The 21,389-nt window shown below is 57.6% G+C and carries 16 protein-coding genes and 1 pseudogene; 11 read left to right on the top strand and 6 right to left on the bottom strand.

The features are described 5' to 3' along the window. Window positions 1-38 precede the first annotated feature (38 nt). Together ACYZTS_RS18370 and ACYZTS_RS18365 are read left to right on the top strand one after the other, a co-directional pair. The gene (locus ACYZTS_RS18370; protein ID WP_461991040.1) at window positions 39-818 is read left to right on the top strand and encodes a hypothetical protein; all 780 of its coding nucleotides are present in this window, start codon (window positions 39-41) and stop codon (window positions 816-818) included. Beyond that, window positions 815-1,480: a transposase gene (locus ACYZTS_RS18365; protein ID WP_461991038.1), complete on the top strand. Its 666-nt coding sequence runs from the start codon at window positions 815-817 to the stop codon at window positions 1,478-1,480. Before ACYZTS_RS18370 ends, ACYZTS_RS18365 begins: the two co-directional genes overlap by 4 nt. Here the strand turns inward: ACYZTS_RS18365 and ACYZTS_RS18360 are convergent. Further along, on the bottom strand, window positions 1,456-2,526 hold the full coding sequence (locus tag ACYZTS_RS18360) for a diguanylate cyclase (protein ID WP_461991036.1): 1,071 nt from the start codon (window positions 2,524-2,526) through the stop codon (window positions 1,456-1,458). The two genes, ACYZTS_RS18365 and ACYZTS_RS18360, sit on opposite strands and share 25 nt — an antisense overlap. 177 nt (window positions 2,527-2,703) lie before the next feature. On the opposite strand from ACYZTS_RS18360, the gene ACYZTS_RS18355 reads away from it, so the two are divergent. From ACYZTS_RS18355 to hglS, 3 genes are all read left to right on the top strand, one after another. Then, the gene (locus ACYZTS_RS18355) at window positions 2,704-4,158 is read left to right on the top strand and encodes a flavin-containing monooxygenase (protein WP_461991034.1); all 1,455 of its coding nucleotides are present in this window, start codon (window positions 2,704-2,706) and stop codon (window positions 4,156-4,158) included. A 38-nt stretch (window positions 4,159-4,196) separates the two neighbouring features. After that, window positions 4,197-5,153, top strand: a complete 957-nt coding sequence (locus ACYZTS_RS18350; RefSeq protein WP_461991032.1) for an alpha/beta fold hydrolase — start codon at window positions 4,197-4,199, stop codon at window positions 5,151-5,153. 109 nt (window positions 5,154-5,262) lie between these two features. Further along, window positions 5,263-6,654: a 2-oxoadipate dioxygenase/decarboxylase HglS gene (gene hglS / locus ACYZTS_RS18345; protein ID WP_461991030.1), complete on the top strand. Its 1,392-nt coding sequence runs from the start codon at window positions 5,263-5,265 to the stop codon at window positions 6,652-6,654. A gap of 52 nt (window positions 6,655-6,706) precedes the next feature. On the opposite strand, the gene ACYZTS_RS18340 is transcribed toward hglS, so the two are convergent. Continuing rightward, window positions 6,707-7,384 carry a type 1 glutamine amidotransferase domain-containing protein gene (locus ACYZTS_RS18340; RefSeq protein WP_461991028.1) on the bottom strand — a complete coding sequence of 226 codons (678 nt, stop codon included), beginning with the start codon at window positions 7,382-7,384 and terminating at the stop codon, window positions 6,707-6,709. A gap of 404 nt (window positions 7,385-7,788) precedes the next feature. Here ACYZTS_RS18340 and ACYZTS_RS18335 point away from each other — a divergent pair, with 404 nt between their 5' ends. The 6 genes and pseudogenes from ACYZTS_RS18335 to ACYZTS_RS18310 form a co-directional block, all read left to right on the top strand. Further along, complete coding sequence (locus ACYZTS_RS18335) at window positions 7,789-8,304, top strand: Hcp family type VI secretion system effector (protein WP_461990698.1); 516 nt, start codon at window positions 7,789-7,791, stop codon at window positions 8,302-8,304. A gap of 131 nt (window positions 8,305-8,435) precedes the next feature. Next, window positions 8,436-10,484, top strand: coding sequence for a type VI secretion system Vgr family protein (locus ACYZTS_RS18330; RefSeq protein ID WP_461991027.1), 2,049 nt, complete (start codon window positions 8,436-8,438; stop codon window positions 10,482-10,484). Beyond that, window positions 10,485-11,357, top strand: a complete 873-nt coding sequence (locus ACYZTS_RS18325) for a DUF4123 domain-containing protein (RefSeq protein ID WP_461991025.1) — start codon at window positions 10,485-10,487, stop codon at window positions 11,355-11,357. Beyond that, window positions 11,354-14,776: a toxin VasX gene (locus ACYZTS_RS18320; protein ID WP_461991023.1), complete on the top strand. Its 3,423-nt coding sequence runs from the start codon at window positions 11,354-11,356 to the stop codon at window positions 14,774-14,776. The genes ACYZTS_RS18325 and ACYZTS_RS18320 overlap by 4 nt, the downstream gene beginning before the upstream one ends. Beyond that, the gene (locus ACYZTS_RS18315) at window positions 14,769-15,956 is read left to right on the top strand and encodes a hypothetical protein (RefSeq protein ID WP_461991021.1); all 1,188 of its coding nucleotides are present in this window, start codon (window positions 14,769-14,771) and stop codon (window positions 15,954-15,956) included. The genes ACYZTS_RS18320 and ACYZTS_RS18315 overlap by 8 nt, the downstream gene beginning before the upstream one ends. A 130-nt stretch (window positions 15,957-16,086) precedes the next feature. Continuing rightward, window positions 16,087-16,347: pseudogene (locus tag ACYZTS_RS18310) on the top strand (contractile injection system protein, VgrG/Pvc8 family); the annotation flags it as partial. Between the two features lie 518 nt (window positions 16,348-16,865). Here the strand turns inward: ACYZTS_RS18310 and ACYZTS_RS18305 are convergent. The 4 genes from ACYZTS_RS18305 to ACYZTS_RS18290 form a co-directional block, all read right to left on the bottom strand. Next, a complete protein-coding gene (locus ACYZTS_RS18305; protein WP_461991019.1) occupies window positions 16,866-17,108 on the bottom strand; it encodes a hypothetical protein in 243 nt (80 codons plus the stop codon). 61 nt (window positions 17,109-17,169) lie between these two features. Continuing rightward, complete coding sequence (locus ACYZTS_RS18300; protein ID WP_461991017.1) at window positions 17,170-18,237, bottom strand: lipocalin-like domain-containing protein; 1,068 nt, start codon at window positions 18,235-18,237, stop codon at window positions 17,170-17,172. Then, window positions 18,227-20,698 (bottom strand): ABC transporter permease, encoded by a 2,472-nt coding sequence (locus tag ACYZTS_RS18295; protein WP_461991015.1) that lies wholly within the window; start codon window positions 20,696-20,698, stop codon window positions 18,227-18,229. Before ACYZTS_RS18295 ends, ACYZTS_RS18300 begins: the two co-directional genes overlap by 11 nt. 1 nt (window position 20,699) lies before the next feature. Beyond that, complete coding sequence (locus ACYZTS_RS18290; RefSeq protein ID WP_461991013.1) at window positions 20,700-21,368, bottom strand: ABC transporter ATP-binding protein; 669 nt, start codon at window positions 21,366-21,368, stop codon at window positions 20,700-20,702. Between the last annotated feature and the right edge of the window lie 21 nt (window positions 21,369-21,389).

Raw genomic sequence — 21,389 nt, 5'->3', positions numbered from 1 at the left:
AACCTGTAGGAAGCCGATTGATATTAGTGGGTACTTTTATGATCGATGTATTTCTCGACTCAGATCTGAGCCCAGATCAACTTGTGGTCGCTATTAAAGCAACAGACATGACCGCCGAGGTCAATCATCTGATTGAGCGACTGCACCATCAAATCGATATACAAACAGAAATCAACCAGAAGGGTCTCCTTCTCGACGCTACCAATGTTCATACCGGAACGGTTACATTGTTTTTCAACGATAAAGGCAATATCAGTCTTAAAGCTCCGGACAGCACACCACCGTTTCCGCAGCTCTATTCGATCCCCGGTTACAGCGTTTTATTTGCCATAAACGGCGAAGCGTATCCTGTTCAACTTTACGCATTGGATGGTGATCAACTGACCCGAAGCGCACGAGTCATCGTTGATGCCGAGCACCCCTTGCTCATCGATGGTGCCGGGTTCTTGTATGACAGCAACCCTGATGGCAAAGGGCATCCGGCTTTCATTGGCAGCGTGAATCTACCGGACAGGAAGATGGATATTCACGTCTTCGACCGTGCGTCATTGCTCGAATGCGCATGGTTCCCCCACGACAACAGCGCCGCACGTTATCTGGTCAGTCTGAATCTGCTGGAAGCAATACAGGATCCGGACAGGGTGAAAGTTGCAGAGGAATTGATTTATCACTATCACCCCGCCGTTGCCTGGAGTGCGCTCCTGCTGATGTACCGCGCGGCCCCGGACAACGCGCATCGTCATGTGGCGCAACTGCGGAAATTCGAAAACGCGCGTATCAACGCCCTGCTTGACCTGCACGAGGGCAAGGTCGCATGAACTTGCAGACGTTCATCGAGCGTATGGATAGCCATGATCTGGAGCGTGACAAAACGCACATCGTCGCCGACCTGCGCCAACTCGCAAGCAACCGGTCGTTGCTCAGCGAACATCTTTACCACACCCTTCAGCGCGACGGTTTCAATACCGAAAACAGTCTGTACAACGCTTATGCATTCGTGCTGCATTCCTCCCAAACCTACACGATTCGATTAGGGTTCTGGGCACCAGTGACCAGCAAGGACGAAAGCCAAACCTTCATCTATCACTTGAACCACACCCACGATTTTGAAATGTACGCTGTTGGCTACAGCGGCGACGGCTACACCACCATCAAGCGCGACATTCTGCAACGCACACCACTTCGAGTTGGCATTCGTCCGCTTTTGGGGGAGGAAACAACACACAAGCTTGCGCCAGGTGAAGTCCTGCATATGCGAGCGTTATATGAAGTGCACCGGCAACTTCCGCCGCGAACCTTGTCTTCTTCGCTCAGCTTGTTGATCCATCCGCAAAAGAAACGCATGACTGATCCGGCGTGGTGCTTCGACGAGCACTATTTGCCCACTTATCCCGGGATCGCCGCGCAAGAAACCGAGCTCTATGAGCGCACGTTAGCCCGGTTGAAAAAGCAGAATCAAACCGAGTTGAGCAACGCATGATGCGGCCTATCGCTGCAACATATGACGCGATTGCGCCCCGTGGTCTTGGCTTCGTACAGCGCTTCATCGGCATCGTTTAGCCAAAGCATTGCATCGTCGTGCGCCGGGTTGAACGCTGCCAGACCAATGCTCAGGCTCACTTTCAGCGCCGGGTTCTGCTCATAACCGAGTGTGGCAAAACGGTCGCGCAAAGCGTCCATTGCCGCCGCGGCACTGCTGAGCGGAAGGTCGGGAAGGATCACGCAAAATTCATCGCCGCCATAACGCCCGGCGATGTCAGAGGCCCGCAGGTTGTGCTTGAGCATCTTGCTCAGTTGCCGCAGCACGATGTCGCCGGCAACATGGCCGTAGGTATCATTGATGGTTTTGAAATGGTCGATGTCGATCAGCGCGATGGCCGCGCCCCGATGCTGACGCTTGCAGCGCTGGTATTCGACTTCCAGCTGATCCTTCCAGGCACCATGATTCAAGAGGCCAGTAAGGCTATCGGTACGGCTCAGCGCCAGCAGCTCGCGCTTGCGCCTACCGAGCGTAGTGGCCTGTTGAAAACTGATCCACCCCAAGGCCAGCGGGTAAAAAACCAGTAGCGGTAAGCAAGCATAGAGCTGCAGCGGGCTGGTTTGCGCGACGAACGCTGGCGTGAACACCAGCCAGCCGACGCCAAGCCCGAGGATCTGCGCGGTAGTACCCACCAGCAAAAAGCGCAAACCGCCGATCGCCACATTGTTCATCGCCATCATGGACAGGGTGGCGGCAGCGGGCAGCGGATTGAAGTGCATCGCCGCGACCCAGAATCCGCCAAGAAACGCGTCTACCAGAATATTCCGATGCTCGGCGTGGAACGGAACCCTGGCCCGGCGCGCCCATAGATAAGCAACATGCGGCCAGAGCAAGCCGTTAAACAGCATCAGCCCCCATACCCACGCTGCCGGCTGCAACGGGTACATCGCGGCGCCAACACATAACAGGCCCAAAACCAGGCCAAGCGTGCGCGATGCGTAGAGCCTTCTCGCCAGCGAAAGTCCTTTTCCTCCGGGTTTTTCCATGGGGGACACCTCTGCGCGAGACCTGATGACACCGGGGCTGGCTGGCGTGTTGAAAGTCTATCAGGGCAACGTCAATTAGCCATCACCGACGGGCAGTCTGAATGAATAAGGGCGACACGCCAGAGTTTGGCTATACATGAAGGGGGCGTCCGCTTGGCTGGCGTTAAAAGGAGAGGCATGCAGACTTTTCAAGTATTGATCATCGGCAGCGGTTTTGGCGGGCAATGCGCGGCAATCAACCTGCTCAAGGCAGGCATCGACGATTTCCGGATTCTGGAGCGACGCAATTTTTTCGGTGGCACCTGGTGCCAGAACACCTATCCGGGTGCCGCCGTCGACGTGCCCTCTCCTCTCTATTCACTGTCGTTCGCACCCTACCGCTGGACACAAATGTTCGCCGCACAGGCAGAACTTCATCAGTACACGCAGCACGTGATCGAACGATTCGGTTTGCGCGAGCGGGTGGAATTGGACGCTGAAGTCGAACAGGTTGAATGGGACGCGGCCGGCAAACGCTGGACCGTGCAAACCGCCGGCAAAGGCACGTTCCATGCGCAGTTCCTGATCAACGCCAGCGGGCCGTTGAGTCAGCCGGTTATCCCACATTTCGAAGGGCAGGAACGCTTCCAGGGCAAGACCTTTCATACCAACCACTGGGATCATTCCTACGATTATCGACATAAGCGCGTGGCAATCGTCGGCAGCGGTGCCAGTGCCGCTCAAATCATCCCGACGATTGCGCCGCAGGTCGCGCACTTGCACGTCTTCCAGCGCTCGCCGCACTGGGTGCTGCCACGGGCCGACCGCTTATTTGGCCCGTTCCAGCGCTGGCTGCTGGGTCTCAAACCCGCCTATAAGCTGCTACGCTGGATGATCTATTGGCAATTCGAAACACGAGTCATCGCTTTCAAATATTCGAAGCCGGCGATTCGCATGGTCCAGCAACACGCACTGCGCTTCCTGCAACGGCAGGTGAGTGACCCCGAGCTCAGAAAAAAACTGACCCCGGACTACGTCATCGGCTGTAAGCGGGTCATCGTGTCCAGCACGCTGTATCCGGCGCTCACGCGCAGCAACGTCAGCCTGCACACTCGCGAACAGGGCATCGCGTCCATCGATGAAACCGGCATCGTCATGCAGGATGGCGAACATCTCGACGTCGACCTGATCGTCTGGTCGACCGGTTACGACGCCACAGACGGTGTTATTTCCTACCCCGTGAGCGGAAAAAACGGTAAACAGCTCAGCGATTTCTGGTCGATCTACCCCCGAGCCTATCTCGGCACCAGCCTGCCGGACTTCCCCAACCTGTTTATCGTCACCGGGCCTAACACCGGCATTGGCCACACTTCAGCGCTATTCATCATCGAATCGCAGATGAACTACATCGTCGATTGCATTCGCACGATAAAAAAGCGCGGCCTGCGCAGCATCGAAGTACGCGCCGAAGCGGAACGTACCTACACTGAAATGATCCACCGGGAGATGGAGCGCACCGTATGGAAATCCGGCGGCTGCCACAGTTGGTATCAAAGCAAGAGCGGTCATGTGATTGCGATGTTTCCGGGATTCAGTTTCAGTTACTACCGGTTGACCCGGGCGCTGAAACCCGCCGATCACATTCTGTCCTGACTTTCTCAAAAAGAGCGATCTGAAAAGGGAGGCGCACGATGCTTTTACTGTTGGCTGCATTGGCGGTATTCGTGGCTTGGAGCTGGTTGAGCTATCCGGCGATCGGTTACTGGCTGTATGACTTGAGCATGGCGGCTGAGGCCAGGCTTTATCGCCTGCACAAGATTGTCGTGCCAATCTCCGAGATGACCGTCTCGACCTGGCAAGGCGGGCCCTATGAAGCGTCCAGCAGCGTTTTGATGCTGCACGGCTACAGCGCCGACAAAAACCTGTGGCTACGTTTTGCCCGGCACTTCGTGGGCACTCATCGAGTGATCATCCCTGACATTGCCGGGCACGGCGATACTGGCTTCAAAGCGGGCGGCGGCTATGACATTCCGTTGCAGGCCAAACGGATGATTCAGTTGCTGGATGTGTGTGGAGTGGAAAAGGTCCATGTCATCGGCAACTCCATGGGCGGCTACATGGCGGCGTGGCTCGCGGCGACCTATCCGGACCGCATCGCATCAGTCGCTTTGATCGACCCGGCGGGCGTCACCGCGCCTGAGGCCAGTGATCTGGAGCGGCATTTGGCCAAGGGGCACAATCCGTTCCTGGTCCATTCGCGTGAGGAATTCCGCCAGTTCTATGAAATGACCATGGCTCAGCCACCGTGGGTGCCCGGCGTCGTGCTGGACGCGGTTGCGCAACGCTATCAACGCTGCCGCGAGGAGCTGGAAGAGATCTTCCGGGATTTTCGCGCGAGCCCGCCCATGGAGCCGATGTTGCCGGAGATAAAATGCCCGGCCCTACTGGTGTGGGGGCGCAAGGACCGCTTGATCGATGTGAGCAGCGTCTCCGTCTGGAGCAAGGGCATTGAGGACCTGCGCGTCGAGGTGCTGGAAGGCATCGGTCACATGCCCATGGTGGAAGATCCGTCAGGCACGGCGAGCCTGTATCGAGAGTTTCTGGCATCCCGACGCCTCGAAAGCCCGCAGGATCAGCGTATGCGTTGAGCAACCAGTCCTTTGCAGAATGAAGTCCGTAAGATTCTTCGTTTGTCGGCGTCGCTGAAGGCTGCGATCTTTTCTCGCAACCTCCATGTCACCGCGCCAGGAATTTTCCATGAGCCACCCGAGCTTCGTCAGCCCTGACCTGATCCGCCAGCGCTTCTCCAAAGCGATGTCCGATATGTACCGCGAAGAAGTACCGCTGTATGGCGCGCTGATGGAACTGGTGGAGCAAACCAACCGTCATGTGCTGCAAAGCGATCCGCAGATCGCCGGTCAGTTGAACAGTACCGGCGAAATTCAGCGTCTTGACCTGGAACGCCATGGCGCCATTCGGGTTGGCACCGCCGTGGAACTGGCCACCCTCGCCCGGCTGTTTGCGGTGATGGGCATGCAGCCTGTCGGCTACTACGATTTGACGCCAGCCGGCGTGCCGGTGCATTCGACCGCGTTTCGCGCAGTGCATGAAGCCGCGTTGCAGGTCAGCCCGTTTCGGGTATTCACTTCGCTGCTGCGTCTGGAGTTGATCGAGGATTCGGGATTGCGGGCTTTTGCGCAGTCTGTGCTGGATAAACGCTCGATCTTCACGCCGTCGGCCTTGGAGCTGATCGAGCGTGCCGAGGCTCAGGGAGGCCTCAGTGGACAGGATGCTCAGAACTTCGTCGAGCAGGCACTGGAAACCTTCCGCTGGCATCACAGCGCCACCGTCACTGCCGAGCAATACCAGCAACTCAGCGCTCAACATCGGTTGATTGCCGACGTGGTGGCGTTCAAGGGCCCGCACATCAATCACCTGACGCCGCGTACCCTCGACATCGATATCGTCCAGGCTCAAATGCCGGCACATGGCATCACTCCCAAAGCGGTGATCGAAGGCCCGCCCCGCCGGCAGTGCCCGATCCTGTTGCGGCAAACCAGTTTCAAGGCGCTGGACGAGCCTGTTGCATTCACCGATCAAGGCAAAACGCACGGCAGTCACAGCGCCCGTTTCGGTGAAATCGAACAACGTGGCGCCGCCCTCACCCCTAAAGGCCGCGCGCTTTATGATCGCCTGCTTAATGCCGCTCGCGACGAACTGCAGGACTTCCCCAACGAAGCCAATGCCGCACGTTACAACACACTGATGACGCAGCACTTCAGCGAATTCCCTGACACCGTCGAGGGCATGCGCTTACAGAAGCTGGCGTACTTTCGCTATTTCGTGACGGAAAAAGGCCTGTCAGCGGACGGCCTGTGTGATGCATCGCTTGAGGACCTGCTGCGCGATGGTCATGTGCGGGTGGAACCGCTGGTGTACGAAGATTTCCTGCCCGTCAGCGCGGCAGGGATTTTTCAGTCAAATCTGGGCGATGCGGCACAGACACATTATGGCGAGCATTCCAATCGGCAGGCGTTTGAAACGGCGTTGGGGCGGCCTACCGTTGATGAGTTGGGTTTGTACGCCGAGACTGAGCAACGTTCGATCGGCGATTGCTATCTGGCTCTTGGTATTGCCATAAGCAGGTGATGGGCGCTTGCAGCGGCTGACGCAGGCTGCGCCAGCCGCTACAGGGGCGGTGCTACTTCAGTTTTGCCAGCAATGCTTGCGCCGCAGCCTCCGACGACGCCGGATTCTGCCCGGTGATCAGCAGGCCGTCGGTCACTGCAAAACTGGCCCAATCAGCGCCCTTGGAGTAGTCGCCGCCCTTCTCCTTGAGCATGTCTTCCACCAGGAACGGCACGACATCGGTCAACTGCACCGCCTCTTCCTCGCTGTTGGTGAACCCCGTCACCCGCTTGCCTTTGACCAAAGGCTGACCTTCTGCGTCTTTGACGTGACGCAGCACGCCCGGCGCATGACAGACCGCCGCCACGGGTTTGCCGGCCTGGAAAAACGCCTCGATCAACGCGATCGAAACCGGGTCTTCGGCCAGATCCCACAATGGACCGTGGCCACCCGGGTAGAACACCGCGTCGTAGTCATCCGCGCGCACGCTGCTCAGCAACCCGGTGGAGGCCAATGCCGACTGGGCGGCGGAGTCCTGGCGGAAACGGTCGGTCGATGCGGTTTGCGCATCCGGCTCATCGCTTTTCGGGTCAAGCGGTGGTTGACCGCCCATGGGTGAAACCAGTGTCAGCTGCGCGCCTGCATCCTTGAAAGCAAAATACGGTGCGGCGAATTCTTCCAGCCAGAAGCCGGTTTTCTTACCCGTGTCGCCCAACTGATCGTGGGACGTCAAGACCATCAGGATTTTCATGTCGCGCTCCTTGAATAGGAAGGTGTTCGGTTAGCCTGGCGCTGGGTTGGACCTTCGGGCTGCGCCGTTCGTTGCACGTTTCAGCTGGTTGTTTAGTGCGAACGATGCGCCAGTCAGATGACCAGGCCTAAGTGATGGCTCTCAGCCATGATGCGCAAGAAGTTGCGCAGTTGATCGTAATATTTAGCCGCTCCAACGCCCTGCACGCCTTCATCTACGTGGCCTCTTGCGCACTTGGTTGGGCGTTTTCCCTTGAGAATCACCCAGGCGATTGAAAAACTTCGGCCATCCCCCCGGTTTATATAGCCCGCAAGATTTCTGGCACGCTCCTTGATAACTGTCAGACACCCACCGGGCGATTTCGCCTCCCGGGCACTCTTATTTATTCAGCAAGGAGCACACCCATGGCTACACCAGCGTACATGTCGGTTACCGGCGAAAAACAAGGCCTGATCACCGCAGGCGCATTCACCGCCGACTCCGTTGGCAACACCTATCAGGAAGGTCACGAAGACCAGGTCATGGTTCAGGCTTTCAGCCACGACGTGATCATCCCGCGTGACCCGCAATCCGGCCAGCCAACCGGTCAGCGCGTACACAAGCCAGTCTCGATCACCAAGGTCTACGACAAATCTTCGCCACTGCTGCAAGCCGCACTGACTTCCGGCGAGCGCATGAGCGAAATCGTTATCCAGTGGTTCCGTACTTCTGCTCAGGGCACCCAAGAGCACTACTACACCACCAAACTGGAAGACGCGATCATCGTCGCCATCAACAACAAGATGCACAACTGCCAGGACCCAGGCAACTCGCACTTCACCCACCTGGAAGAAGTGCAGTTCACCTACCGCAAAATCACCTGGACCCACGAAGTATCCGGTACTTCGGGTTCCGATGACTGGCGTTCCCCAGTCGTTTAATCGCGGCTGATCGTTACCCGCATCGGCCAGCTCTGCTGGTCGATGTCGTTTACGCCCTTTCAGAATTTTGCGTCTGCTGATTCCTTATTCAGGTCTTGGCAAACGCCGCAGTACTGCACGAGGAACAAGGGATGTTCGCGCCGGCCAATCAGACTCACTTTGCCCTGACCATTGAAGGCATTGCCCACGACTTTCAGGTGCTTGCCCTGCAAGGTCGGGAAGCCATCAGCCAGCCTTTTGTGTTCGAGGTGCAACTGGTCAGCGAAAAACCGGCCCTGGACCTCGAAACCATCCTGCACAAACCCGCCTTCTTGCAGCTATCGCCTGACGGCAGCGGCATTCATGGCCAGATCTATCGTGCGGCCCAGGGTGATGCCGGCAAACGCCTGACCCGCTATGCGGTGACCCTGCGCCCGCAACTGTCGTACCTGGCGCACCGCATCAACCAGCGCATTTTCCAGAACCTGACGGTGCCGAAAATCATCGCCAGTGTCCTCGAAGATCACGGCATTCAAGGCAATGCCTACGCCTTCAAGGTCGGGGCGGTTTATCCCGAGCGCATCTACTGCGTTCAGTACGACGAGTCAGACCTGCAGTTCATCCAGCGCCTGTGCGAGGAAGAAGGGATTCACTACCACTTCGAGCACACCACCACTGGCCACAAACTGGTGTTCGGCGATGACCAGACGGTGTTCCCGAAACTGTCCCCGGTGGCCTATCAGCAGGACTCCGGCATGGTCGCCAGCGACCCGGTGGTCAAGCGCTTCGACCTGCGCCTGGAAACCCGTACCAGCAGAACGACCCGTCGCGATTACGACTTCGAAAAACCCCGCATCACCCTCGAAAGCGAAAAGCGCGGCGACGCCCTGCCCGACCTCGAAGACTACGATTACCCCGGCAGGTTTGTGGACCGCGAGCGCGGCAAACACCTGGCCAACCGCGCCCTTGAGCGCCACCGTAGCGACTTCCAGCTGGCCGAAGGCAGAAGCGATCAGCCGATACTGGTCAGCGGCCATTTTCTCGCCCTGACTCAGCATCCAAAAGCCAAGTGGAACGATCTGTGGCTGCTGACTGAAGTGCTGCACGAAGGCAAACAGCCGCAAGTGCTGGAAGAGTCAGTCACCAGCGACACCACCGCACTTAAAGACGATTTCCATCAGGGCTACCGCAACCGCTTCCAGGCGACGCCGTGGGACGTGCCCCACCGCCCGCCCCTGACCCGGAAAAAACCGCGCATCCTTGGCAGCCAGAGCGCCGTCGTCACCGGCCCCAAAGGCGAAGAAATCCACTGCGATCAATACGGCCGCGTCAAAGTGCAGTTTCACTGGGACCGCGAAGGCCAGGCCGACGACAAAACCAGTTGCTGGCTGCGCGTCTCCTCGGCCTGGGCCGGCGCTCACTACGGCAGCATCGCCATCCCGCGCATCGGCATGGAAGTACTGGTCACCTTCCTGGAAGGCGACCCCGATCAACCTCTGGTCAGTGGTTGCCTGTTCCACAAGGAAAACGTCGTCCCCTACCCTCTGCCGGCCAACAAGACGCGCACCACCTTCAAGACCCTCAGCTCCATGGGTGGCGGCGGCTACAACGAACTGCGCATCGAAGATAAAAAAGGTCAGGAACAGATCTACCTGCACGCCCAACGTGACTGGGACGAAAACGTCGAGCACGACCAGAAAATCCGCGTTGGCAACGAACGGCACGACACCGTTGAAAAGAACAGCTACAGCGAGTTCAAGGCTGAAGAACATCACACCGTTTATGCCGATCGCAAGGTCGAGGCGCGGGCCAATGACCACCTGACTGTCGGCGTCAATCAGCACATCAAGATTGGGACTGGGCAGTTCATTGATGCGGGGCAGGAAATCCACCTGAGCAGCGGCATGAAAGTCGTGCTTGAGGCGGGGGCGGAACTGACGCTCATTGGTGGCGGTAGTTTTATCAAGATCGACGCCGGCGGCGTGACCATGAGCGGGCCGGTGATCAACATGAACTCCGGTGGTAGTCCGGGCAGTGGCACGGGCGCGGCACCGTTGTTGCCGGGGCCGTTGAAGCAGGCGGATGCGGATAAGGCTGGGCAGGTGTTGGTTCCGGTGCAGCGGCAGGCGTTGATGCAGAAGAAGCCGATTTGTGCAATTTGTGAAGCCGCGAAACTTGCTGCAGAAAAGGAGGTGAGTTAAATGATCGAATTACCACCACTCCCGAATGATCTGCCGTGGAAGACACCTGCCTACTTGCTGCTGGACGGCGTTAGCGTTCCCAATCTCGCGCAACAGCTATTTCAGTGGGACAACCAGGCATACAGCCTGTATCAGACCACTCGCTGGCAGGACCTGTCAGACATTTCGCCCTATTTGATCGAATTGAAAGGCGCCAGTGATCCGCTTTTGGCGCACTACAGGAAGTATGCATCCGAGGAGTGGGGTTATCTGCTTTTCAGCGACGCTGATGCTCATTCGTTGTGGGGACATTGGCGCCACTTGCTTAGCGTAGAACACCCCAGCGGTGTCGAGGTCATGCCGCGGATTGCCGATCCTGCGGTCATGCATCAGCTGTTTGGGCTAGCGGAACAAAACGGCAGCGTGCGCTGGTTTGGCCCGGTCACACATGTCTGTTTGCCGGACGGAGTTGAAGTCAACTGGCAACGACACTCGCGGCCTGAACCCGCCACTGCTGAACCCGAAACCTATTGTCTGACAGATCAGGAACTCACCGCGCTGGGTGAAATCGAGTTTCGTAACTTCGTCTCAGGTCTGAATGAGCACTTGCACACTTACTTCGCAGATTTCATGGCGACGTTCGCACCCGAGGATCAACGCCCGTATGCGCAAAAACTCGCAGACGATGCCTATAAAAAGGGCTTCGCTTCTGAACAGGAAATTACCCTCTACGCGAACGTTTTCGGTTATCTGGCCGGTGAGCCGGTCACTGACCATCCCGACATCGTTCAGCTACTGACGGAATCGACGCCTGACGCACCACTGAAACGCGTGGAACGCGCTGCGGAACTGGCAGAACGCCGTGCCGCCGATCGACAAGGAAGCCTATCGTGACCGCTCAACAACTGCCAAAAGCCAGCGCCAACACCGCCGCGATGGCCAAGCCGGCCAAGGACACTCGCGTGCCGATGGGCGTATGCCCGTTGATGAACAAGAAGGTGCAACTGCTGCCGCTGCGCTACGGTCTGGTTCAGCACCTTGATCCGGCTTCCGTGCTGTCCATGCCATACAAAACCAAAAGCCAGCCGTTAGGCATCCGCTTGCTGCGCGACGGTTACCTGTACATCGTCAATGGGACCACCGGTTACTTGCACGAATACCGCATCGAGAAAGGCCAGATCAGCAAGCTGCTGTGGAACAGTCAGGAAGTGTCGGGCGACACTCGAACAAGTTCGGTCGGTAAACCGCATCTGGTGTTCACGCGCCAACATACCTTGTATGCCTGCTACTCCGAAATTCAGTGGACCGCCTTCAAATGCTCGCAAGTGCTCAAGTCCAAGGAAGAGCGCAAGCGCTTGATGCAGCAACTCGAACTGGCGAGCGCTTGCCCGGAAAAGGGTGGCGAGCACTTGTTGAGCAAGCAGCAGGCGGAGAGTTGGCTGGCGGAGGTGAAAGAAGATCAATCTCGATCCGATGCCAAACCAGAAGGTTCAAATCAACAGGAAAGCGTGGCCTATCACTGGGAGGACCAGCTACTCTTCAAGCAAACCACCATTGAAAGTCTGACCAGCCACGTGCAGGGTCCCTACAAGGATGATTACTTGTTTCTGGTACTGCGCGACGACATCGGTGTCATGCGAGATCTGGCCAGTGCCCAGTTGAAAGTGGCTGACTGGATTGAGCAATGGAGTGCGGATGACAGGTGCCAGGCTCAATACCTGACAGGTTCCTATGTTCAGTCTTTGTATGACGTCAACAGTTCGCGCCTTGAAGCCTTGAGTCAAACCGACCCAGAGATCAAGGCTTTGAAGGATGAGACCAACGAAGAACAGCAATCGAAGATCTACGAGTTTCTGAAAGTTCGTCGCGATCATAGGCATCCCGGCGCTTTTGGTACCGAAGAACACTGGCGAAGAGCGGCCAAAGTTAATGTCTATGCCCGCGCTTACGTGGATATGACAGACGCTTTAGGGGTTGAGCTTTATCAAAAGCACAAAGACACTATAAACAAGCTTAGCCTGCAGAGTTGGCAGACCCTGCATGGCAAAGACCTCGGACAGCGTGGCGTCGACGATCTGATCAATCGGACAGAGATGGAAGCCTTTGTCACAAAGCAGCAAATTCTGCTGAGCCATTGGCACACCCGACTTCGGAACATCCGTGACGACCGCCTCACGATGTTCACCAGCGGCTACTTCCACGGTGCTGCCTGGTATTACGATTTCAAACTTGATGCGCAAATCCAGCATCGCCTGGAAACCGAGTTTGTCTGTGTCGCTGCCATGTGTGCAGATCCGGCGGCCGTGGCGAAACTCGCGGCTTACATGGAAGCCAATTTGCTGACCCTCGTGCCAGGGCTCGACACCCTGACCCTGGCAGCACAAGTTGACGTCGCCAAAAAACTCGCGGACTTGAACAGTTTCACGATCAACGTGATTTCCGCCAAGGAAAACCTGGCCAACGTCAACGTGTTGACCAACCAGTTCCACAGTCTAATGACCGACCGCCTGCCCAACTACGCTAAATTAAACACCCAGTTCATGGGTATGCAAAGCATGCTGGACGAAGCCTACAACCCGGCTCGACAGTTGAGAATTGCCGATCAACTGGACAAGGCCCACGTCGCCTTTGCACGCGCACAAACCGTTGACCCCAATAGCTACATCCGCGACATCGGAGCGCCTGCGCGCTTGCAGTTACTGCACGAGTTCTCCCGACAAGGGCTGACGTTGCGTGCAGCGACTGCCGCCGAAATCAGCGCTTTCAATCTCGCCCGCGATCAGGCAATGAACGTGCGCAGCCAACTGAAGGAAACCTACAAACTGCGCAATCGCGAATTGTCCCGGCAATCCAGCGGCTCCGCCATGCCGGGCAGTGAAGCACCGTACAACCAACGAATTACCCAGATCAAAGCGTCCCTTGTGCCTTTGGAAGAGAAGCTCACCGACGCCCTCAGGGTGGGAGGGGACGGCCCAGCGAAAATCGGCACGGTAATTGACGGACTGGATCCGCAGTTGCGCTCCGAAATGGGCAGAACCGTGCGAGACTTCCGGGCCACCGGGACTTTCAGCAAGCCGCTTGCTGGGGCCATTAAGTCGAAGGGTGATGGGATTGCTTTTGCGTTGTTTGTGATTCAGGGGCAAAAGTTTATTGAAGCGATTCGTGAATTCACCAAAAAACCAAATCAATCTTTAGCAGACTGGTTAGCCGCTGGAGAATCCCTAATTGGCATGTCGGCTGCCGGATTTGCAATGGTGCAAGGTCTGTCGGTAACAATATTTCAGGCTCACATCGAGCAGATGGAAAGCACCGCCGGAAAATTGAATACGATGAGCCGCTTGGGCCGCTGGAGTGGTATTGCTGGTTTTGGGGCCTTTTTGTCTAGCGGAATCGCCGCTGCATTTGACCTGGGTAAACACTCTCTGCAATGGGGCAAAGCTCTAGCTGAAGGCGACTACAAAAGCTTGGGCGCCACAACGTTACAAATAACTGGCGATGCAACGCTGGTTGGCACCAATACATGGGCAGCCAAACATACCGGTTCCGTCGTTAAGAACATTATGAAGACACCGGCGGAGCTACGGGCGTTGGCATGGGCCGAAGCGAGTCCCAGACTCTTAGCCGTAGGGGCGCGCGCCAATCTGATAGGATTGATCGCAACGGCCCTGCAATTGGTAGGCGAAGGTCTTTACAACTATTTCAACATTGACGATCTGCAAAAATGGATGGAAAGCAGTGTCTGGGGTAATAAGAGTAAACTCCGCAACGTACAGGACGAATGGAACGAGCTCGCCAAAGTCGTGCAAAAACCGACCTGCGAGCTGATTCGTGATGACAAGCACACCTATGTGAAAGTGATAATGCCTGGAGTTAAAACCCTGGAAATGGACAGCCGTAAATTGCAGCTGCAGGCTTACCAGCAATATCGCGACACTCCCGAATACAAGGGAGGTTACAGCCCCGGCCCGTTCCCACTTCGCTGGAAGGAATGTACCGCAACGTGGGCTACTCGTTTCATCGTAGCCAGTGCACACAAAGAGGCATTGACACTCCACCTGCCAATCAGTGATTCGTTGCAAACCACGGATTTCGCCCTCGCGCTCAACATTGCCTACCAATTAGAACCTGAACGCGATGTTCTTCACCAAACCTGCTTCGTCCTACGCAATCTCCATATCATCAATACGCACGGTGTACGAGTTATGACCAAGGGCGCTTACAAGGTAGATTCAGTAGAAACCCTACCAGTCGGAACAGGCAAGGCCCAGTTCAAGCTTTTCAATCAAGAAGACTTGGCGACTGTAAATGCTTAATAAATTATTCCAACGTAGAAGCAAATCAGTATCCAACGAGACTGCACCCGACATTCGTAGCCAACGCCCCCGAGCAGGAGAGGTCCGAACCAAGGGACTTAATGAAACCCTGTTTCTTTCACCTCTACCGGTTTACACAGGCCAGACACAATCATCGCGCCGCAACTTTTCGGAGATGAATGAAACCTTCCTGGAACTGGGAGGAAATAACTGGGGAATGGTTGAGCAAGGAAAAATACTTGCGGCAGGCATTTGGATGCTCCTAACTCTCGCTTTCATTGCGCCAGCACTTATCGTTTTGTATGGAATGCTTTCCTACCCTGAGAATTTCCCAAACCCATTGAAGGATTTGGTGATGGGTGTGCAGGTATTCTCAGGCTTTGCTCTCTTGGGAATTCTACCGTTAGGCGCCTATGTCTACGGAATGTTCTCCGATATTTTCAAAGGAACAAAAACCTATCCGGTCCGCTTCAATCGTCAACGCCGCGAAGCCTGCTACATCGACAGCAAAACCCATCGAGTCCTGATCGTGCCTTGGGAAAGCGTCGTTGCCTGGGTCTCCAACACCCAAGGCGTCACCAGTTATGGCGCCACTCGCCAATACACTTTCGGCATGGGCCTGGAAGATGAAGAAGAGGACAAAGTGCAGTTTCTCCTGCTGCCACAACCCAGCGATGCACATGCTCTAGGGATGTGGACGTCGATTCGCAATTACATGGAAGACGGTCAGTTAGTCGATGTACCTAACCCCATGCTCAAAGCACTGGGGCTGATACCAACCGGAGATCGGCTAAAACCGTACGAAGGGCTGCACACCTTTGAAATCGAACGCGAAGACGCACGCGCAATGGGTTCGCTCGACGATGGCGGAGACGAGCTGACGCCCGAACAGCGGGAGCATTATGGCTTCTCGAAAAAATCCTTTTGGCCACTGCGCCGCTGGTACATGTGGCGCGTGCTGAGTTTCTGGAAGATGCCTTACATGCTTGCCGAATGGGCACATCGCAAGGGACGTCCTACGCTTCCCGAGCAAGTGCAAAGATGGTCTGAGCCGTTGCCGGCAGAACAGTGGGCAAAACCTAGCGCCGCATTGGTGAAAGCCAATCAAATGGTCAAGACCGCAATGGACAAAAAGGGCGCAACGTTCGTCGATGCCTGCAAAGCGGCGGGCTTGCGTTGATAAAATGTCAGCGCACACATTCGGCGGCTTCCGATGCTTAGAAATCAGCTCAAGCGGAGAGATTTCTCGAATACCAAATCTCGTAACCTACTGAATACTTGCGTCTTGGTCTTGTGAAAAGGGCATTATAAACGCGCACAAACTGGTGTTCGGCGATGACCAGACGGTGTTCCCGAAACTTGCGCCCGTGGCCTATCAGCAAGACTCCGGCATGGTCGCCAACGACCCGGTGGTCAAGCGCTTCGATCTGCCCCTGGAAACCCGCACCAGCCGCACCACGCGCCGCGATTACGATTTCGAACAACCGCGCCTGACGCTGAAAAGCGAAAACCGCGGCGACGCCCTGCCCGACCTTGAAGACTACGACTATAGATGGCAGTTCAAAGAGCGACTCGCGTTTGGCTGAATACTCGTGACACAGTCCAAGCCTATGTGACAAAAGCTGACACCGACTTTGTTACGATGAGAGCTTACCGATATGTGAACAGCCCGCATTCAAAAGAGCACGTCTATACATTAGCGTAAGCGGAAAACAGATTTATCTTACGTTTCCATTCACCAAAGACGAGGATTTTCTTGATGTATGGAAAGGATATCTGCTGATCCGCAAACGCCAACTGGATGAACTGTACTTCAGGAACTGAGGCGCTATACCAGTACGATAGAACCCTCGCCCAACAGTACGTGACGGAGGACATTTCGAGTGCTTTCCTGGAAAAACCACTCAAGACCTATCCGCAGTCTCCTGCGCCGTAGACTCCCCACTCTCAGTCCCCTTCCCGCTTCCCTCGCGCTGCTTCGGATCAGTCTTCCTCAACGCATCATTATCCCGCTCCACCTCTCCCGGCGGATACGGTTCTTCAGGATTTTGCGCTGTGTCTTTCGGTTCACGACTCATGGTGATTCTCCTCAGGCTTCTGGATCGTCGACTTCGCGGGCGACGTTCTCGGCAGGTGAGTTTTTGTGGGATTGCTCGGCCTTGGCTTTCAGCGTCTGCCACTGTTCAAGGTCGACGGCGCCCTGCCCCAGCAAGTCATCGGCCACGCGCAACAACTCGGCGTAGTGCGCGTCGGGCGATTGCTGCCGGTAGGCCTCGTCGTCGAACAGGCGTTGCCAAGTGGCGCGGTCGGGCAGTTTGAGGTCATCGCTCATGGCGAACTCCTGTGTTCGGGCTTCTACACTTAGGAGGACGCCGGACGGACGAGAGTTCCGATCAATAGCCGGTCATTTCCAGATAGCCCTGGCCTGCGTGGCTGCCACTCAGGCGCACCGGGCCTTCCCAGTACGGAATGCGCAAGTTCATCCATGCATTGGGATTGAGCGCGTCAACGCTGATGTCGAGATGTTTGCCGGGAATTTTCACTGACCAACGAACGGGCATCGAACGGCCTGCAACTTCAGCGGTGTCCTGCGGGATGAGGCTGATGTCGGACGCGTGCAATGTCTGGGTCTGGCCCTGAGCATCTATCCAGGTGCCGGTAAGGTAAGGCTCGCCGGTCTTGTGGCGCATGCGATAGAGCATGACTTCTTCGCCGCCTGCCAAGTGCAGCGAGAACCAGTCCCAACCGGTCTGATTCGCGGTGAGCGGCCGGCTGCTCCATTCGCGGTCGAGCCAGGCCGGGCCGCTAACCTGGTAGGTCGTGCCGTCGATTTCCACGGTGCCGGTCGCTTGAAAAAACGGCTGGCTGTAGTAATAGGATGCCTGACCTTGCTCGGATTTCTGGCTGAAGCCGTTATCGCCTTGCAGCACCAATGGGCGCGTGGACGTCAGGTGCAATCGGTAGCTGAAATCCCTGTCGCGGGCGCTGAGTTGCAGATCGGTCAAGGTGTTTGAATTCTGGCTGCTGAATTGCCAATCATCGATCCACGCGCTGAACGGCCCCAGGCTGACACCCGCCTGGCCGACGCCGCCACGGGCGTAGCGTTCGGCGGCGCGGTGCTCGGTCGCCGACGTTACGGCCGCATGCCCGAGCCAGATCAGCTGACTGCCCCAGCCGGGCACTTCGGGAGTGGCTTTTAATGCACTGCGAAACAGCGTCCATTGCACACCGAATTCGCGACCTTGATCGTCCCTGAGGTTGGCGGTGACATACCACCATTCAATGCGAAAACCGTCGTGGGGTCCGTGATCCGCCGGGAAACTGAAGACCCGTCCGGGCACCACCGGCGTGAACGCAGCCGCTTCGCCGCCCAAACCTGCGAAGCCTTTTTCGACCGGTGCAGAGTCATCGCAGGCGCTGAGCAGCAGCGCCAGCAGTAACACCAAAAATCTAATCCTCATGGGCAAACGTCCTGAGCAGATCCGCCGGTTGCGTGCGATACAACGAGTACAACGGCCACGCAGACGCCAGCAGTGTCGCCAACAACGCGAGCCCCATCAGCTGCAGCAGTTGCAGCGGGAACACGCGCAATGGCAGGCGCCAACCGAAGGCCTGAACGTTGATCACGGTGTCCAGGCACCACGCCAACGCGATACCCAAAGGCAATGCCAGCACCAGGGTCAGCACGGCCAGCAGCCACGTTTGCCCCAGGTTCAGAAGCATCAATTGCCGACGCGTCACGCCCAGCGCCCACAGCGGGGCGAGTTGCCCGAGACGGCTCTGGCTCTGGGTCAGCAGGCTGATGAACAAGGCCACGCCCGCGACGGCAAGGGTCAGGCTGTTGAGAGCTGCGGTGGCGGCGAAGGTGCGTTCGAACACTTGCGTGGACCAGCCCTTGAGCCGCGCCTGATCGACAATGCGACTGTCATCGAGCGCGAAGCGTGCATCCAGCTCCTTCAAAAAATCCGCGATCAATGTCGGCTCGATGCGCAGGTTGAAACGGTCGGGCGTCAGCTGCGGCCAGCCACGCAGCAGGTGCTCGACATTGACCAGCACATGACCTTTGGGATTACCGTAATCGGCGTAGATCCCGATGATCTGCGGTGCCCACGTGCCGCCAGGCGTTGGAATGGTCAGGTGATCGCCGAGCCTTACCTTGAGGCGCCGCGCCAGCTGCTCGCTGAGCATCAGCGTGTCGTCTTTCGCCAGGCGACTCCAAGGGTCATCACCCAGGGCTTCAAGCAGCGGCCAATGCTGGCGATAGGTCGGGTGATCGATCACACCGAAGACGTCCGCCGGCCAACCCTGCAACTGGACGGAAACTTGCCAGTTGGGCAGCACGGCGGTGACCTGCGGTTGCTGCTTGAGCCAGCCTTGCATTTCGCTGGCCTGGGTCGGGTTTTGCGGGTTGAGGTAGAGCTCGGCGGTCAGCCGTTGCTCCAGCCAGTCGTTGAAGGTTTCGCGAAAACCGGCGGTCATGCTGCCGGCGCCGATATTGGCGGCCATTGCCAGCAGCAGCGCCATCAATGCCAGGCTCAAAGCAGGCAATTGCTGTCGGCAGTCGGCGAGAAACCATTGGCCAAGCACCGAGCGACTGCGCCGTAGAATCAGTCGTAGCAGGCCACTGAGTAGCACCGGCAACGCCAGCGCGGCGCCGATCAACAGCGCCGCCATCAGCACAAAACCGGCCGAGAGGCTGTCGCCGAAAAGCCATGCCAGCAGTGCAATCACGCCCGCCGTCGCGGCGACCCAACCTTGCCGACGTAACCAGCGCGCGTGGGCTTGATGCCAGGCTTGTGGATCGGCTAGCGCCAGCAGGGGCAAGCGCGCCGCGCGTAGCAGGCTATTGACGCCGGCCAGCAATGCGCCGAGCAGACTCAGGCCTATCCCGCTTAACCACCACCAGACGCTGAGGTGCAACTGCCCCGCCACTTCTGCACCGTATAAACCCCGCAAGCTGGCGGCGATATCCGGCAATAACACGCCCGCGAGCAGGTATCCGCTGACGACACCGAACAGGCCGCCGATCAGTGCCAATGCGCCCAGCTCAACCGTTAGACAAGTGATCAGCATTCGCGCGCTGACGCCGCAGGCACGCAGGGTTCGCAGCAGACCGCGACGCTGCTCCAGCGCCAGACCGATCGCGGCGTGGACGATGAACAGGCCGACCACGAACGAGAGGAAACCCAAGGCATCGAGATTCAGGTGAAAGCTTTCGGTCAGGCGCGCGAGGTTGTTTTCTTCGTCGCTGGTTTTGAGTTGCAGCACGCCTTTGAATTGATCAGGCAAGGTCGCGCTGAAATCTTTTGGCAGCAGCAGGCGCGAGAGCTGATCCGGCAATTCGAGAATCTGTTGGGCGAAGCCGATGTCGACCAACAGCATGCCCGGCGCCATGTCACTCTGGCTGCGCAGCGGTGGCAGCTTCACACCGTTGGCATTCAGCGGCTGGTCGCCTTCACTCAGGCCCAGGGCTTGCAATGTCTGCGGTGAAATCCAGGTGCTGCCGGGCGGCGTGAAGAACTCGACAATCTGCTCGATGGGCAGAGTCTGGCCGGCCACTGCGGAGCCGGCCGGCAACGACACCGGTTCGATGCCCATCAATTGCAAGCGTTGCGCTTCATGGCCCTGCAGCGTGACCCGACCTTGCAACACCGGCGACACGGGCCAACCGGCGCGGCGCAGGTCGACGAACAGTTGCTGGGGAAACGTCGCGCTACTTGGGGTGGCGAGGCTGGTCTGGGGTTCACCGCCAATCAGCTGACTGGCGCGGGCGTAGCTTTCCCGCGCCTGACTGTTCAGCGCCTGCACGCCGGTCAGCAGGCTGGTGGCAAGCCACAGCCCGGTCAGCACGCTGAAAAATTGCACCGGATGCTGTCGCCAGTGGCTGAGCAGCGCGCGCAAGGTCTCGCGAAAAACCCGCATGTCAGCGCGCGTCTGCGCTGGCCAGACGGCCACGCTGGAGAACCACTTTTTCCGCCAGTCGCGCGGCGACTCTGTGGCTGTGAGTGACCATCAACAAGGTTGTCGGGCTGTCGTCGAGCAGCTCCAGAAGCAGCTTCAGCACTTCGTCGCTGGTGCTTTCATCGAGGCTGCCGGTGGGTTCGTCGGCCAGCAGCAGCTTGGGTTTGGAGGCCAGCGCGCGGCCCAGTGCGACGCGCTGTTGCTGGCCGCCGGACAGTTGCTCGGGATAACGCTCGAGCAAATCCGCCAGGCCCAAGCGCTGCACCAGATGCGCTTGCCACTGCGGATCATGGCGGCCGGCGAGGCGCGCCTGAAACGCCAGGTTATCCGCCACGCGCAGACTGCCGATGAGGTTGAACTGCTGAAACACCAGGCCAATTTCGGTGCGGCGCCAGTGGGCCAGTTGGGCTTCGTTCATTTCTTCGAGGTGATGGTCGCCGCTGCGGATGCTGCCGCGATCGACCTTGTCGAGACCGGCGATGAGGTGCAGCAAGGTGCTTTTTCCGCTGCCGGATTCGCCCATCAGCGCGAGGCTGCTGCCGGGTTTCAGGGTGAGGTCAATGCCTTGCAAGACCGGCAACGGGCCTTGGGGAGTGGCGTAGCTTTTGAAGACGCCTTGGACCTGAAGCATGGGGAGAGGCTCGCTGGATGC

The sequence above is a fragment of the Pseudomonas sp. TMB3-21 genome (genome assembly GCF_054898145.1).
Note: the sequence above shows the minus strand (reverse complement) of the source record. Positions and strands in the feature narration are given on the sequence as shown.

Excerpts from the sequence above, each read along its gene's own strand:
- ACYZTS_RS18370 (WP_461991040.1), top strand. The coding sequence starts at position 39 with ATGATCGATGTATTTCTCGACTCAGATCTGAGCCCAGATCAACTTGTG.
- ACYZTS_RS18365 (WP_461991038.1), top strand. The coding sequence starts at position 815 with ATGAACTTGCAGACGTTCATCGAGCGTATGGATAGCCATGATCTGGAG.
- ACYZTS_RS18360 (WP_461991036.1), bottom strand. The coding sequence starts at position 2,526 with ATGGAAAAACCCGGAGGAAAAGGACTTTCGCTGGCGAGAAGGCTCTAC.
- ACYZTS_RS18355 (WP_461991034.1), top strand. The coding sequence starts at position 2,704 with ATGCAGACTTTTCAAGTATTGATCATCGGCAGCGGTTTTGGCGGGCAA.
- ACYZTS_RS18350 (WP_461991032.1), top strand. The coding sequence starts at position 4,197 with ATGCTTTTACTGTTGGCTGCATTGGCGGTATTCGTGGCTTGGAGCTGG.
- hglS (WP_461991030.1), top strand. The coding sequence starts at position 5,263 with ATGAGCCACCCGAGCTTCGTCAGCCCTGACCTGATCCGCCAGCGCTTC.
- ACYZTS_RS18340 (WP_461991028.1), bottom strand. The coding sequence starts at position 7,384 with ATGAAAATCCTGATGGTCTTGACGTCCCACGATCAGTTGGGCGACACG.
- ACYZTS_RS18335 (WP_461990698.1), top strand. The coding sequence starts at position 7,789 with ATGGCTACACCAGCGTACATGTCGGTTACCGGCGAAAAACAAGGCCTG.
- ACYZTS_RS18330 (WP_461991027.1), top strand. The coding sequence starts at position 8,436 with ATGTTCGCGCCGGCCAATCAGACTCACTTTGCCCTGACCATTGAAGGC.
- ACYZTS_RS18325 (WP_461991025.1), top strand. The coding sequence starts at position 10,485 with ATGATCGAATTACCACCACTCCCGAATGATCTGCCGTGGAAGACACCT.
- ACYZTS_RS18315 (WP_461991021.1), top strand. The coding sequence starts at position 14,769 with ATGCTTAATAAATTATTCCAACGTAGAAGCAAATCAGTATCCAACGAG.
- ACYZTS_RS18305 (WP_461991019.1), bottom strand. The coding sequence starts at position 17,108 with ATGAGCGATGACCTCAAACTGCCCGACCGCGCCACTTGGCAACGCCTG.
- ACYZTS_RS18300 (WP_461991017.1), bottom strand. The coding sequence starts at position 18,237 with ATGAGGATTAGATTTTTGGTGTTACTGCTGGCGCTGCTGCTCAGCGCC.
- ACYZTS_RS18295 (WP_461991015.1), bottom strand. The coding sequence starts at position 20,698 with ATGCGGGTTTTTCGCGAGACCTTGCGCGCGCTGCTCAGCCACTGGCGA.
- ACYZTS_RS18290 (WP_461991013.1), bottom strand. The coding sequence starts at position 21,368 with ATGCTTCAGGTCCAAGGCGTCTTCAAAAGCTACGCCACTCCCCAAGGC.